Raw genomic sequence first — 13,230 nt, 5'->3', positions numbered from 1 at the left:
TAAGAAACACAAAACAATTTTTCAAATAAGCTATATTTTTTACGCAGTAAGATCTTGGTTTAAGACCGCTTTTCTTTTAATATTAAGTACAAATAATGTAGCGACTAAACAAAAAATTCCTGCTGCAATAAAGATTGACTGATATGCGTTTAACCAAGAATAAATTAGCCCACCACCATATGCTGCCGCTCCAGCACCTAATTGATGCGCCGTATAAATCCATCCATAGATGACGCCTACTTTTTCTTTACCAAAATGATCCGTTGCTAGTTTAATCGTTGGAGGTACTGTAGCAATCCAATCCATTCCATAAAATATAGCAAAAGCACTTAAATAGATTAATGAATTTGTAGAGAGTGCAAATGGAAGAATTAATAATGATAAACCTCTCAAACCGTAGTACCAAAATAATAACCAACGATTATCGAAACGATCTGAAATATAGCCAGATAACGTAGTTCCAATAATATTAAATATCCCCATAAAAGCTAATATACTAGCAGCAGTAACTTCTTTGTAACCATAATCCATACAAAGGGATATAAAATGCGTACCGATTAAACCACTTGTTGAAAAACCACAAACAAAAAAACTACCTGCTAATAACCAAAAAACTTTCGATTTAGCACCTAATTTTAATCCATCAAACGCTGCCTTCACTGGATTAATGTTGTTTACTTGTTTCTTATTACTATGTTCTGCCCCTAACGGCAAAACTCCAGCATCTGACGGGTCACTCTTCATAAAAATCCAAAGTAAAACATAAACAAAAACACCGAAAGAGAAGATTGTTAATACTGCACTTCTCCACGAATAGTTTTCAACGATATATGCCATCAACGGTAAAAATACGAGTTGACCAGCAGCTGAACTAGAAGTTAAAAGTCCTAGTGCCAACCCACGCTTTTTTTCAAACCATGTCGTAGCGACATAAGCATTTAATACTGTTAAAAATGTACCTGCACTAAGTCCAATCATGACTCCCCAAATAATAAATAAATGCCATATTTGTGTCATAATTGTTGTTAGTACTATTGCTACTAATAATGCACCCATTCCTATTAACAACACGCTTCTCACATTAAACTTTTGATATAACCCAGCTATAAATGGACCAGAAAATCCAACGAGAGTAATACAAACCGCAAACGCTCCTGAAATTGATGCCCTACTCCATCCGAATTCTTTTTCAAAAGGAATCATCATCACTCCAGACATTGTATTTGTCACAGCTGCAATAAGAACAGATAGGAATGTAACGATTAATATAATCCAAGCATAATGTATTTTTCCGTTCTTCAAACAAACTCCTCCTTCTGTACAAAACATCGCTTTATTAATAACAATCCCATTAAATCATCAAAATCGAATAGGATCGTTTAAAGCATCATTTTCCATATCTTTCGGCACAAATAAGCGCTAGCATGTTTAGCTAACGCGTTTAACTAATTTATTTACTTTTTCCACTCATTTTTCAACATACTATATACTGCTATGTCGTAAAACTTATCTCTAATTTGTTGCGCCTCTCTTTGAACTCCCTCATGCTTAAATCCTAAACGCACTGGAATCGCTCTACTCTTTTCATTTTCTACAGCCGCTCTAATAACGACTCTATTTAAATTAAGCTCTTCGTAGCAATATGTAACTAAACCTTCTACAGCACGGCTCATGATCCCTTGTCCTTGCATCTTTTCACTCAGCCAATACCCGATTTCAGTAGTTTGATTTGACCAGTCAATATAATGCAATCCTAACATACCAACTAGCTCATCTTTATAAAAGACACCCGTTTCAAATCCATTATTATCAGCAAATTTTTGTAGCCACATCGGTATGATTGATCGTTGATAATCCTCAATCACTGGAATATTTTCAGCCCAAACTAACCACTCTTTTAAGGAGTTTTGATTTTCTTTTAGCGCTTCTACTAATTCTTCTGCATATTTTGGTGTTAATAAATTAATTGAAAGGTCACTACTTAATTGTACTTTAAACATTTTTATTCCTCCTGATAAGAACTGCGGTAAGTATTACCCTTGTCTCAAAGTTTCTATATTAATACTTTATTAAAGAGCTAAATCAATTCTGCTTTTTTATGGGTCTACTTTACTTCTCCATAAACTGTTAAAATCCTCTAACAAAAAAATTCAATTTCACTAGTTTTTCTACTGATTTTACACATTGCATATCTTAGATTGAATAGGCTATTAAAATACCATTTACTCTATATTTGCGTCCTTAATACATCCAGATAGCAATAACTATTTTTAATTAATTCAAATTATTCTTACATTATACTAAATGTACATTTAATTTGGTGAACTATTTATTATATTTATGTAACATTTTTCACAATAACTTGCCTAAATTAGTAGTTACATAGTATATTTTTTCACAAGGAATATTAAAACTTTCTAATCAAAAAAAACAAATTGAGGTAATTTCATGCAAAATTGGATTATTGAAACGATGGATACTTTCGGTTATTTAGGTATCTTTTTATTGATCGCATTAGAAAATATCTTTCCTCCTATCCCATCCGAAGTTATTTTAACGTTTGGCGGATTTATGGCAACGCAATCTTCACTTTCTAATATAGGAGTTATTTTCTTTTCAACTCTCGGTTCAGTAGTAGGAGCAGTCATACTTTATTGGATCGGTACATTATTAGATGTAAAAAAGTTAGAAAAAATCGTAGAGCGCTGGGGTCATATTTTACGTTTAACTAAGAAGGATCTCTATAAAGCAGACGAGTGGTTTGCCAAATATGGTGTATGGACTGTCTTTTTCTGTCGTTTAATTCCATTAATTCGTAGCCTTATTTCGATACCAGCTGGAATGTCACGAATGAATTTTTGGATCTTTTTGTTATTTACTACCCTCGGTTCATTAATATGGAACACAGTCTTAGTGTTAGTCGGAGCGTCAGTCGGTGCTTCTTGGGAGAAGATTGTAGAGTATATGGATGTATATTCTAGTATAATTTATGGGATTTTAGGGATTGGACTTGTAATTTTTATTCTCCTGTTTATGAAAAAAAGAAAACGTGCCACAAAATAATAAAAGAAAAACTCGAGACATTTAATCATAAGTCTCGAGTTTTTTATTTTTCCTTATTATCTCTGTCTTAAAACTCTCATCGAATTTAATACAGCTAATACAGTCACGCCAACGTCTGAAATTACCGCTTCCCACATTGTTGCAATTCCAATCACTCCGAGTAATAAGAAAAATCCTTTTACAGCTAAAGCGAAAAAGATGTTTTGCCATACGATTTTTCTTGTTCGTTTGGCAATTTTTATTGCATCTACTATTTTAGAAGGTTCATCTGACATTAATACTACATCCGCTGCTTCAATAGCTGCATCAGATCCAATTCCACCCATTGCAATACCAACATCTGCTCGCGCTAGTACTGGTGCATCATTGATACCATCACCTACGAAGGCAATTTTTTCCTTCTCAGATTTCATTTTCTCGATTAGTTCAAGCTTTTCAACTTTTTGGTGTGGAAGAAGCTCTGCATAAATTTCGTCTATTTTTAATTCGTCACCGATTTTTCTTGCAACAGAAGTAGAATCACCCGTCAACATCACAGACCTTTTAATGCCAACTTGCTTTAGCTCTGAAATAGCTTTTTTCGCATCATCCTTTAGTTGATCTGCGATGACAATTGAACCAATGTATTGCTTATTTTTTGCTAAATAAACCGTAGTCCCAACTTCTCTAGTTGGTTCATATAAAATTGAATGACTCTCCATTAGTCTTGAATTACCTACTAAAAGTTCGTCTTCATTAAACATAACCCTGATCCCATGTCCGGCAATTTCAGTGTAGTTGGATAGCTTTCCTTCTACAATTTCTTTACCGTATTTTTGGCGAATTGATAATGCAATAGGATGATTGGAATAAAACTCTGCATAAGCAGCTAATTCAAGTAGATCGTCTTTTGAATAACTTCGGGCAGGTACAATTGTACTTACTTGGAATTGTCCTTTCGTCAAAGTTCCTGTTTTATCAAACACAATATATTTTACATCATTTAATGCCTCTAAATAATTACTTCCCTTTACTAAAACGCCTGACCTAGAGGCTGCACCAATTCCTCCAAAAAAACCTAATGGAATTGAAACGACTAAAGCACACGGACATGAAATAACTAGAAAAATTAATGCTCTATATACCCAATCATATAATGTTTCACCAGGAATAATCACTGGAGGGATTATTGCAATAATAGCTGCTGTAATTACAACGATTGGTGTATAGATTTTTGCAAATTTTGTTATAAAGTTTTCTGTTGGTGCCTTTTTATTTGTAGCATTTTGAACAAGCTCTAAAATTTTTGATACAGTTGATTCATTAAATTCCTTTGTTACTTCAATTTCTAATAAACCTTGGACGTTTATAAACCCACTTAATACTTCATCACCTTCAACTATTTCTCGCGGTAATGATTCACCTGTTAATGCTGAAGTATCAACACTAGAAGAACCGCTTTTAACGATTCCATCTAATGGAACTCTTTCTCCTGGTTTTACTACGATAATATCTCCTAATTGAATTTTCTCTGGAGATACTTTTTCAGTTTGATCGCCAGTTTTTAAATTGGCGTAATCAGGACGAATATCCATTAATTTCGAAATCGAGCTACGAGATCGATTGACTGCAATACTTTGGAATAATTCACCTAGCTGATAAAAAAGCATTACTGCGACAGCTTCAGGGTACTCCCCAATAATAAATGCACCAATTGTTGCTACACCCATTAAAAAATTTTCATCAAATACTTGGCCTCTAAATATATTTCGAACTGCTTTTAATACGACATCAGCACCAGCTATTAAATAGGCAGCTATAAAAAGAATCATTTGATAAAGAATCGGTAAGTTTAGTAATTGAGCTAAAATTAATAAAAAAGTACCGACTCCTAATTTAACAATTAATTTTTTTGTTTCGGCATTCATTCCAGATTGTTTCAATTGTCCTACACTTGCATCCATTTTTGAAACAGGATTAATATGCGGTTCTAATAAGCGGATTTTATCCTTAGCACTTTCTAAAACCGTTTCTTTTTGGTCCTCACTCGTTGTAATTGTCATCGTTAATGTTGCAAAATTTACTGAACATGCGTCGACGCCTTCTAGTGTGGATACCCCTTTTTCTATTTTCATTGCACAATTTGCACAATCAAGTCCTTCTAATTTTAACTCACTATTTATTTGCCTTTGCTCCCTACTCAACAAACTCATCTCCTCTCAGGAAAACACATATCTTAATCCTCTAAAATATGTTCTAGTGCTTGATTGAAAATTTGTGTAACATGGTCATCTGCCAATGAATAATAAACTACTTTACCTTCTTTACGATTTTTTACTAAATGCGCTTGTTTTAGTACACGTAACTGATGTGAGATAGATGACTGAGTCATTTCTAATAAGTGTGCTAAGTCACATACACACATCTCAGATTGACTAAGTGCATGTAATATTCTTGTTCTTGTTTTATCTCCAAGAACTTTAAAAAGCTCTGCAAGCACTGTGAGTGTATCAGTATTTAACATTCTTTCTTTTACTGAAAGAATAATATCCTCATGCATAACCGTTGTTTGACAAACATCTTCACATAAATCGTCTACTTTTTTCTTTTCTTCAATCATAAACTGTCCTCCTATGAATACATGAGCAAACATTCATATGTTTTCTATATGTATATTATATGAGTGATTGTTCATATGTGTCAAAGTATTATTTGTAAAATTTTGAGGAATATTCAAATTCATTATAGGAATACTTAGTTTAGTAAGTTTTTAGCTCGCAAATTCAATTAGATGGGCAATATAAAAAAAACTGCCTAATTAGACAGTTTTAAGTGTTAGTATTAAGTTTTAAAATTTATTGATTTACCAAATTTCCAAATAAAAGTAATTTTAATTCATCTAATGACTGAATACTATCTATTCTATGGTGATGCTCAATTTCGTCATAAGACCATGAATCTCTAATAATATGAATTGCTTTCATTCCTGCATCTATTGCAGGTACAATGTCACTTCTAAGTGAGTTCCCGATCATTACTGGATTACTTAATTTTTTATTTAACTCAAGATATATATTTATATCTTTCTTTTGTGTAATTATAACTTCATCAAAATATTGTACTAAGCCAGTATCCATCACACGCTTTGTTTGTACGTCTTTTTCACCTAATGTCAAAATAGTCATACTTGCTACATCTTTGTGATTTGCAAATTCTTCTATTATAAATGTGTCACTTTGTAGTGGAACATTTTCTTGAAATATCATTTTTGCTAATGATTGTAATTGTTCAATGGCTGTACTAGAAACCTCGATATTATGTTTTTCTATAAAGAATTCTAAAGTTGATGCCCACGCAAAAGGATATCTCTTTTTACTGAATCCCAACTCTTTTATTAACTCAAGATCTATTTTATTGAAAATTTCTTTAATATCATTAATTATTACTTTTCCACCGAGTACTTCATAGACTAAATCCGCACATAAGTCTATGTTTTGTCGGAACGCTGCTTGAGTTTGAATTAACGTATCATCTAAATCAAAAATTAAATCATATTTCATAATTATGTTATCTCACTTTCCAACTGTACGTCATAGTTGTTAATTTTCTCATCATGTGTAAAGTATTGTAATATACCTTCTCTAATTATATATGTATTTTTACGATGTGTCCCTTAATTATTTTTAAAATTCTCCAGTGATATCCGCCACTTCTTAAATGAATGCATAATAAAAAAGCAGTTAAATAACTGCTTTTCAAGCTGTTGAAAAAAGAAATTGTCAATTAATCGATAATTCTTTCCATGTAAAGGAAGCTGTTTGATGTTGATTTCCACTACAGGATTCTCGCTTTCCATGGGAAGCGATTCATGTCAATCCCTCTAGTTGTTTGAATTGCCTTCCCCTAATTCGTGTTCATATTCCATCACTTGCTTCTTATGTTTTGTTTTAAGAAAAAAATAGGTAGACATTATTATAATTGCAAAAAGTGTAATGATAAAACCTGCACTAATTAATTTAAGAATTGTAAATTGCAAGTCTAGCATACCAAATTTATGTGCCTGATTAATTGTTTCATTTGTTAGGTTATCCATTCACTTGACTCCTTTTTATTATTAATCCGACTTAAGATATACAACATTCATTCGCTTAAGTAATGGAAGTATTTGGATTAATTATATCAATACCAATCGTTTTTGTGTTAGGAAATTTTTCCTTTTTTATGTAAATTCAGAAAATTACCATTAGGATAGTGTGCAATTTACTACATAAAAAAATCGACTATATAGCCGATTAAGTTGTGTAACAAACGCTTCGGCTAGTTGCCTAGTACCTCTACTACACTCTTCTTATTTATTATGTAATGAAATGATTTCATTAATCGTTTTATTTTTAATTTTATATTCTACCATTACTTCAATTTTTTCATTTTTTTCAGGTTTACTTGTCATATCAACAAACCCACTATCGTTTACCTTCGTTTTTTCTTCCCAAGATCCTCCTCCTGCTTCTGTTTTATTGTTCACTAGATATGCAGAATGCAGAATTGTTGCTTTGTGATAACCCCATGTTGTACCCGTCCAACGGAATTCACCATCGTAATTTCCTTTTAGCCCTTCAGATAAGACGGCTTGTATATTTCCATCCTTTGTTGTTCCTACCCATATATTTGTTTCGGCTGCCAATTTTGGTGACTCCGATAAATTAATGTAAAAGACGTATAAGATAACGAATAGAATTGCACCTAAAGACAATATTTTTTTCATTTTCCCACCTAGAATTGTACTCACATCTTCCATAATATATTTTTAGAAAATTATACCAATAATTAAGAAAAATTGTAATTGGGGGAATTTTGCCTTTTTTACAAAAAAATGTTAATTCTACTAATCTGCCATTTAATTCGATAAGAAACTTAGAAATTTAAATAAAAAAAGCCAGACGGTTACAATAACTGTCTGACCATTACTCGATGGGCATCTTGTATTTATTAACTATGAATATCAGAAAACGGCATTTCAAACTGTCATTGGTGTTTAAACTCAATCTAAAGAAATATTAATCACTTTTCAATTAGTATTTGCAATAGACTTGTTATTAAAAAGAAGTATCTTATTAGAAACCCAGCCCATGCAAAACGTCTATATTTTGCCCATCTTTCTTCATTACCATTATGTTTACAAATCAAAAGTAGAATCCATAATCCAAGTGGTAAAATTGGTATGACAATGTGGTAATTATCAAAATTAAAGTTAATACTAAATACAAACAATCCTATAAGTACAGCGATCAATGCCTTCCACAATTTAGGTTTTAAAACATTTGTCCTATAGACCCAAAAAATTACATATCCAAAAACTAGATAATTTACTAACGTAATAATCGTGGAAGCCAGGTGATATTCATTAAAATAGAATTGACCGTGCATAGCATTCTCCTTTTTGTTATTTATCCTTTCTAATAACTATGACGATCTTTACGAAAATATTTTACTAATTCTCCATTTTCATCATCGATTGATTCTAAAATTAAGGTGAAATTATTTTTCTCAAGTATCTTAACTGAATTACTATTTTTAGCTTCGACAGTAGCTACTATCGATTTTAGCATTCTCATCCCGAAGCAATATTTTTCTATTAAACTAGCAGCCTCAGAACCATACCCATTTCCCCACTCTTTTTCTACTAAGCGATAGCCGATTTCAAACTCATTATTTTCATCTTTTATAACGGCAGCAGTTCCAATAAACTGATTATCTTCATTTTTACAAACTGCCATTACTACAAAATTCTCGTTATGAGTTTGATCCATTTGGAGAATCCTATTTAATTCCATTTCAGTTTCATCAAGAGTTTTAGGCCGATTCATTATGTATTTCATTACATTTGCATTCGATTGAAGCTTATGTAAATTAGTTAAATCATCATTTTTAAGCTTTCTTAAATAAAGTCTATTGGATTGAATGATCATTGTTATCTCCTTGTTCTAATAAAAAGCCACCTATTTAGTTAGATAGGCGCCCGATTTCATCTTAACAAATACATGTTTTTTTCTTAACTCCAAGCCTTCCTTTCGCTTCTACCTTCTCAATGTAGTCCGTTGCAAGAGGTACTTTACAAGCTGTATCCCCTACGTCTACTCGGACTTTTCCAATTTTTTGTCCAACCATCATTGCTTCAACTGTTAGGCTAGGAATAAAACTTCCTACAGCAATTACAAATCCATTCATCGTATAACGAACTCTATTTTTTGAAGTATGTATATTATTTTCAACATAATTAAGTAACTTACGAATTTCTTCCTTATCTATTGCTTCGTCTTTTGCAATTGATAAATAATGACTATAAGTACTCCATCCACAATCCTCAATTAATTCGTCATCTGACTTTAGCCACTCTGTCGCTAATTCAATTGCATACGGACTCTCGGCTGCAACAGCACCAACAATACTTTCAGAAATCATATACCAGTGTGCTTCCTTCACCCACTTTTGAAGATCTTCTTTTGTCATTAACTTTGGATTGACGGATAATCCTGCTAAATACATAGCATCCGAATTTCCTGTATGAAAAAGTGATAACGCTAAATCGTGATCCTTTTTTATATATTTAACAAGCTTTTTCATATCACCAATTTTCACTCCAAAAAAGGGTTCTTTTGCACCATGACGCAAAAAAGTCTTTTTCGTTTGTTCAGTCCCCATTTCCTCTAATGCTTTCATAACCTCTTCTAGTTTCATCTCTTCACCCCTTAATAAATGTTTGTTCCGTACCATCGTTGTCTAAAATGAATCCTATCATACATAACATGAAAGGAAAGTATAAAATGAACTATTTTTTTTTAATTAGCATCATACTCAGCATTATTCTCTCATCTTGTTCAAATAGGGATACAGACCATATAGTTCATCTAAATAATTCAATAGCTTCAGGAACAAGTCATGAAGCTTGGTCATATACAGGTAAAACTGGACCTAATTATTGGAGCTCAATGAATAAAGAATTTAATCTTTGTTCTAATGGTAAAAACCAATCACCAATTAATATTAGCCAAACTGTAACAAAATCCCTTCCTTTAGGTATTAACTATCATAGCGGACTTTTTAAGATAGAAAAAAATCATTACACCGTAAAATTAGTTGCCTTGAATGATTCAAATAACATTAATTTAAATGGAACAAACTTTACTTTAAAACAGTTTCACTTTCACACACCAAGTGAACATACATTAAACGGTTTACATAGTAATTTAGAGATACATTTTATTAATGAAAATAAGAAAAAGGCAGTTGTTACAATAGGCGTTTTAGTTAACGATGGAAGATTAAATAAAGAATTTCAGAAAATAATTAAAGCCAATCCGGTGGACGAACAAAATAAAGAGAAGTATGTAAAAATCAATTTACATTCGCTTATTCCTTATTCTAGTAAAAAAGTGGCCTATAACGGTTCTTTTACAACACCACCATGTACTGAAGGAATAAAATGGATTGTGTTTACAAAACCACTACAATTTTCAAAAAAACAAATTCAATTCTATCAAGACAATTTCGATCCAAATAGTCGTCCGATTCAACCTTTAAATGGGAGAGATTTATTTGAGTCTTGGTAAAATATTAGATGGAATTAAAAAAAGTTATCCCCTAAAGGATAACTTTTTTGTTTAAATCATTATTCAGCAGAATTTTCATCTCTATTAATAACTTCTAATTTCCCTGTATGTGGATCAATTACTAAGCCATGAACTTCTACACCTTCTGGAATAAGTGGATGGTTTTTAATAATTGAAACACTATGATTAACACTATCATATACATTTGTAAATCCAGTTAACCATTTGTCTAAATCTAAACCTGAAAAATCTAAAATCTTTAAGTTCTCTTCTTTAATTCCTCTATCAATCATTTTTTCCTTCATTTTAGCTGGGTTTGTATTCCCCATACCACACTCATGGTGTCCAATTACTAATACTTCTTTCGCACCAAGCTCATAAATCGAAACTAGCAAGCTTTTCATAACAGAGCCAAACGGATGCGCTATAATTGCACCAGCCGTTTTAATCATTTTTACGTCACCATTATGAATATCAAGAGCCTTCGGTAAAAGCTCAACTAGACGTGTATCCATACAAGTAACAACTACAACTTCTTTGTTCGGAAACTTTGAAGCTACATATTGCTCATAATCCTTATTCTCAACAAACTTCTTATTAAATTCTAAAATCTGATCTAACACAAAAATTCCCCTCCAAACAAAAATAAAGAGCTTTTTTCCTAAACCTATTTTGAAGGAAAAGCTCAAAATATACAACCAATTTGCACTCATTAATAGTCTTATTCTAAACCAATTCATTAATTTATTACGCATTAATTTTATTTTTTATTAAATAAACATAATCCTTTTTCGTACGTATTTTTAAATTTCCATTAATTTCTATCAAATTTTTTTTATTTTCAAAGGTTATATTGTACACTAGATTTAGTCTTTAATAAGGAGGGAATTAACAATGAAGTTTGAACATTCTATTGCATTACAAAATGGAGTTAAAATGCCACAATTAGGTTTAGGTGTGTGGCGAGTGTCACCAGAAGATGGTGTTGATGCAGTCCGAACAGCTATTGAAGTAGGGTATCGTCACATCGATACTGCAGCAGTCTATCAAAACGAAGAACAAGTAGGTGAAGCAATTCGTCAATCTGGTGTTTCTCGTGATGAACTTTTTATTACAACAAAAGTGTGGAACGCTGATCAAGGCTATGATACAACTTTAAAAGCTTATGATGAAAGCCTTAAAAAATTAGGCTTGGACTATGTTGATCTTTATTTAGTTCACTGGCCAGTTAAAGAAAAATATTTAGATACATATAAAGCATTAGAAAGACTTTACGATGATAAGCTTGTTCCTGCGATTGGTGTTTCTAATTTTCATATCCACCATTTAGAAGATATTGCAGCTCATCGCAATATTCAACCAATGGTTGATCAAGTTGAATTACACCCATTTTTCCAACAAAACGAATTACATGAATATTGTCAAAAAAATGGTATTGCTATAGAAGCATGGAGCCCGTTAATGCAAGGTGGCGACGCTTTAACAAATCCTGTTATTAAAGAGATTGCAGAGCAATACGGTAAAACAGCTGCCCAAGTCATTATCCGCTGGCACTTACAACGTAATGTAATCGTTATTCCTAAATCAATAACACCATCACGAATTCAAGAAAACTTTGATGTATTCAATTTCGAGCTTTCATCTAATGATATGCAACAAATTGCTACACTTAATGCAAATAAACGTGTAGGTCCAGACCCTGATAATTTTGATTTTTAATAAGTAAGATATAATAAAAATGGCTACCATTCGACTGAAAGGTAGTCATTTATTATTTTATTCCTTTAAAATTAGACTCCTTAAGCAACTCAGTGAATAACGGACCTATGACTAATTCAATACAGTCACAACTCAAAAGTTCACTTCATCTAATCATACTAAGTATATTTCGATCCGCTCTTTTCCTCCTCCAATATTATTTCGCTTTAGCTTTATTTCTTTAATTTCTCCAGTTCTCTTAATATGCGTTCCACCGCACGAAACCTTTCCAAAACCTTTGATTTCCCAATATCTTCTCTGATTTTCTTGATCGTCATAATCACTATTTATTTCTAAATCTGCATCAATAAGCTCCATTGCTTTCTTCTCTAATAGAGGAAATGTTTCTGAAATTTTTCCATCCCAATAAAAATCAATTCTTGCTTTATCACTTGTAATATTTGCACCAATTTTTTCAGGTTCATTATAGTTTTGATACATTAGTTCTAAGATGATTTCCGCAGCAAAATGCAACTTCATAATTTGATATCTTTTCTCCCAATCGATCTCAATAACTACTTCCTGCCCTTTTTGTAGTTCATGGTTTTCTGGTAAAGTATAAATAATATCTAATCCATCCTTTTTTGCGTCAATCACTTCATAATTTCCAATTTTTCCAGAGTCTGATTGTTGCCCACCTGAAAAAGCATAAATAATTGTTTGATTTAGTGTGACCATTTGACCATCTACTTTTGTAACAATTGCAGTCGTTTTTGAGAGATAAGGATCATTCCAAAATAGCTTTTTTACACTCATCATTTTTCTCCTTTTAAGTTTTGCATTTTTACTATTGATTCCACTTAATGGATGATTTCCCTTT

General features: G+C 32.0%; 15 protein-coding genes. 3 read left to right on the top strand and 12 right to left on the bottom strand.

Features of this window, described 5'->3' with window-relative positions; all coding sequences use genetic code 11:
* Window positions 1-39: 39 nt before the first annotated feature.
* On the bottom strand, window positions 40-1,302 hold the full coding sequence (locus CN692_RS00960) for an MFS transporter (RefSeq protein ID WP_257143949.1): 1,263 nt from the start codon (window positions 1,300-1,302) through the stop codon (window positions 40-42).
* Between the two features lie 152 nt (window positions 1,303-1,454).
* Window positions 1,455-2,000, bottom strand: a complete 546-nt coding sequence (locus CN692_RS00955; protein ID WP_098117139.1) for a GNAT family N-acetyltransferase — start codon at window positions 1,998-2,000, stop codon at window positions 1,455-1,457.
* A gap of 448 nt (window positions 2,001-2,448) precedes the next feature.
* Here CN692_RS00955 and CN692_RS00950 point away from each other — a divergent pair, with 448 nt between their 5' ends.
* On the top strand, window positions 2,449-3,063 hold the full coding sequence (locus CN692_RS00950) for a DedA family protein (RefSeq protein ID WP_098117138.1): 615 nt from the start codon (window positions 2,449-2,451) through the stop codon (window positions 3,061-3,063).
* A 56-nt stretch (window positions 3,064-3,119) separates the two neighbouring features.
* Here the strand turns inward: CN692_RS00950 and CN692_RS00945 are convergent, their stop codons facing one another.
* The 8 genes from CN692_RS00945 to CN692_RS00910 form a co-directional block, all read right to left on the bottom strand.
* Window positions 3,120-5,246 (bottom strand): heavy metal translocating P-type ATPase, encoded by a 2,127-nt coding sequence (locus CN692_RS00945; protein WP_306659887.1) that lies wholly within the window; start codon window positions 5,244-5,246, stop codon window positions 3,120-3,122.
* Window positions 5,247-5,278: 32 nt separating this feature from the next.
* Window positions 5,279-5,602 (bottom strand): ArsR/SmtB family transcription factor, encoded by a 324-nt coding sequence (locus tag CN692_RS00940; protein ID WP_373604983.1) that lies wholly within the window; start codon window positions 5,600-5,602, stop codon window positions 5,279-5,281.
* A gap of 295 nt (window positions 5,603-5,897) precedes the next feature.
* Window positions 5,898-6,602, bottom strand: coding sequence for an HAD family hydrolase (locus CN692_RS00935; RefSeq protein WP_098117135.1), 705 nt, complete (start codon window positions 6,600-6,602; stop codon window positions 5,898-5,900).
* Window positions 6,603-6,922: 320 nt separating this feature from the next.
* The gene (locus CN692_RS00930) at window positions 6,923-7,135 is read right to left on the bottom strand and encodes a hypothetical protein (RefSeq protein ID WP_098117134.1); all 213 of its coding nucleotides are present in this window, start codon (window positions 7,133-7,135) and stop codon (window positions 6,923-6,925) included.
* Between the two features lie 255 nt (window positions 7,136-7,390).
* Window positions 7,391-7,807: a hypothetical protein gene (locus CN692_RS00925; protein WP_098117133.1), complete on the bottom strand. Its 417-nt coding sequence runs from the start codon at window positions 7,805-7,807 to the stop codon at window positions 7,391-7,393.
* Between the two features lie 296 nt (window positions 7,808-8,103).
* Window positions 8,104-8,469, bottom strand: a complete 366-nt coding sequence (locus CN692_RS00920; protein WP_098117132.1) for a hypothetical protein — start codon at window positions 8,467-8,469, stop codon at window positions 8,104-8,106.
* A gap of 29 nt (window positions 8,470-8,498) precedes the next feature.
* Complete coding sequence (locus CN692_RS00915; protein ID WP_098117131.1) at window positions 8,499-9,011, bottom strand: GNAT family N-acetyltransferase; 513 nt, start codon at window positions 9,009-9,011, stop codon at window positions 8,499-8,501.
* A 61-nt stretch (window positions 9,012-9,072) separates the two neighbouring features.
* Window positions 9,073-9,780, bottom strand: a complete 708-nt coding sequence (locus CN692_RS00910; protein ID WP_098117130.1) for a DNA alkylation repair protein — start codon at window positions 9,778-9,780, stop codon at window positions 9,073-9,075.
* 86 nt (window positions 9,781-9,866) lie between these two features.
* On the opposite strand from CN692_RS00910, the gene CN692_RS00905 reads away from it, so the two are divergent.
* A complete protein-coding gene (locus CN692_RS00905; protein ID WP_179874346.1) occupies window positions 9,867-10,652 on the top strand; it encodes a carbonic anhydrase in 786 nt (261 codons plus the stop codon).
* Between the two features lie 59 nt (window positions 10,653-10,711).
* Here CN692_RS00905 and CN692_RS00900 read toward each other — a convergent pair whose 3' ends face one another.
* Window positions 10,712-11,281, bottom strand: coding sequence for a beta-class carbonic anhydrase (locus tag CN692_RS00900; RefSeq protein ID WP_098117336.1), 570 nt, complete (start codon window positions 11,279-11,281; stop codon window positions 10,712-10,714).
* Between the two features lie 265 nt (window positions 11,282-11,546).
* On the opposite strand from CN692_RS00900, the gene CN692_RS00895 reads away from it, so the two are divergent.
* On the top strand, window positions 11,547-12,371 hold the full coding sequence (locus tag CN692_RS00895) for an aldo/keto reductase (RefSeq protein ID WP_098117128.1): 825 nt from the start codon (window positions 11,547-11,549) through the stop codon (window positions 12,369-12,371).
* A gap of 153 nt (window positions 12,372-12,524) precedes the next feature.
* Here the strand turns inward: CN692_RS00895 and CN692_RS00890 are convergent, their stop codons facing one another.
* Window positions 12,525-13,166: an alanyl-tRNA editing protein gene (locus CN692_RS00890; RefSeq protein ID WP_098117127.1), complete on the bottom strand. Its 642-nt coding sequence runs from the start codon at window positions 13,164-13,166 to the stop codon at window positions 12,525-12,527.
* Between the last annotated feature and the right edge of the window lie 64 nt (window positions 13,167-13,230).

The sequence above is a fragment of the Bacillus sp. AFS002410 genome, from assembly GCF_002556365.1.
In the GTDB taxonomy this organism is placed as follows: domain Bacteria; phylum Bacillota; class Bacilli; order Bacillales; family Bacillaceae_G; genus Gottfriedia.
The sequence above is the reverse complement of the archived record's forward strand: the minus strand, read 5'-3'. Positions and strand labels throughout refer to the sequence as shown.

What these genes read in the sequence shown, in the direction of transcription:
- CN692_RS00925 (WP_098117133.1), bottom strand. Translation starts at nt 7,807, where the DNA reads ATGAAAAAAATATTGTCTTTAGGTGCAATTCTATTCGTTATCTTATAC.
- CN692_RS00950 (WP_098117138.1), top strand. Translation starts at nt 2,449, where the DNA reads ATGCAAAATTGGATTATTGAAACGATGGATACTTTCGGTTATTTAGGT.
- CN692_RS00930 (WP_098117134.1), bottom strand. Translation starts at nt 7,135, where the DNA reads ATGGATAACCTAACAAATGAAACAATTAATCAGGCACATAAATTTGGT.
- CN692_RS00935 (WP_098117135.1), bottom strand. Translation starts at nt 6,602, where the DNA reads ATGAAATATGATTTAATTTTTGATTTAGATGATACGTTAATTCAAACT.
- CN692_RS00910 (WP_098117130.1), bottom strand. Translation starts at nt 9,780, where the DNA reads ATGAAACTAGAAGAGGTTATGAAAGCATTAGAGGAAATGGGGACTGAA.
- CN692_RS00890 (WP_098117127.1), bottom strand. Translation starts at nt 13,166, where the DNA reads ATGAGTGTAAAAAAGCTATTTTGGAATGATCCTTATCTCTCAAAAACG.
- CN692_RS00895 (WP_098117128.1), top strand. Translation starts at nt 11,547, where the DNA reads ATGAAGTTTGAACATTCTATTGCATTACAAAATGGAGTTAAAATGCCA.
- CN692_RS00905 (WP_179874346.1), top strand. Translation starts at nt 9,867, where the DNA reads ATGAACTATTTTTTTTTAATTAGCATCATACTCAGCATTATTCTCTCA.
- CN692_RS00920 (WP_098117132.1), bottom strand. Translation starts at nt 8,469, where the DNA reads ATGCACGGTCAATTCTATTTTAATGAATATCACCTGGCTTCCACGATT.
- CN692_RS00915 (WP_098117131.1), bottom strand. Translation starts at nt 9,011, where the DNA reads ATGATCATTCAATCCAATAGACTTTATTTAAGAAAGCTTAAAAATGAT.
- CN692_RS00940 (WP_373604983.1), bottom strand. Translation starts at nt 5,602, where the DNA reads ATGCATGAGGATATTATTCTTTCAGTAAAAGAAAGAATGTTAAATACT.
- CN692_RS00955 (WP_098117139.1), bottom strand. Translation starts at nt 2,000, where the DNA reads ATGTTTAAAGTACAATTAAGTAGTGACCTTTCAATTAATTTATTAACA.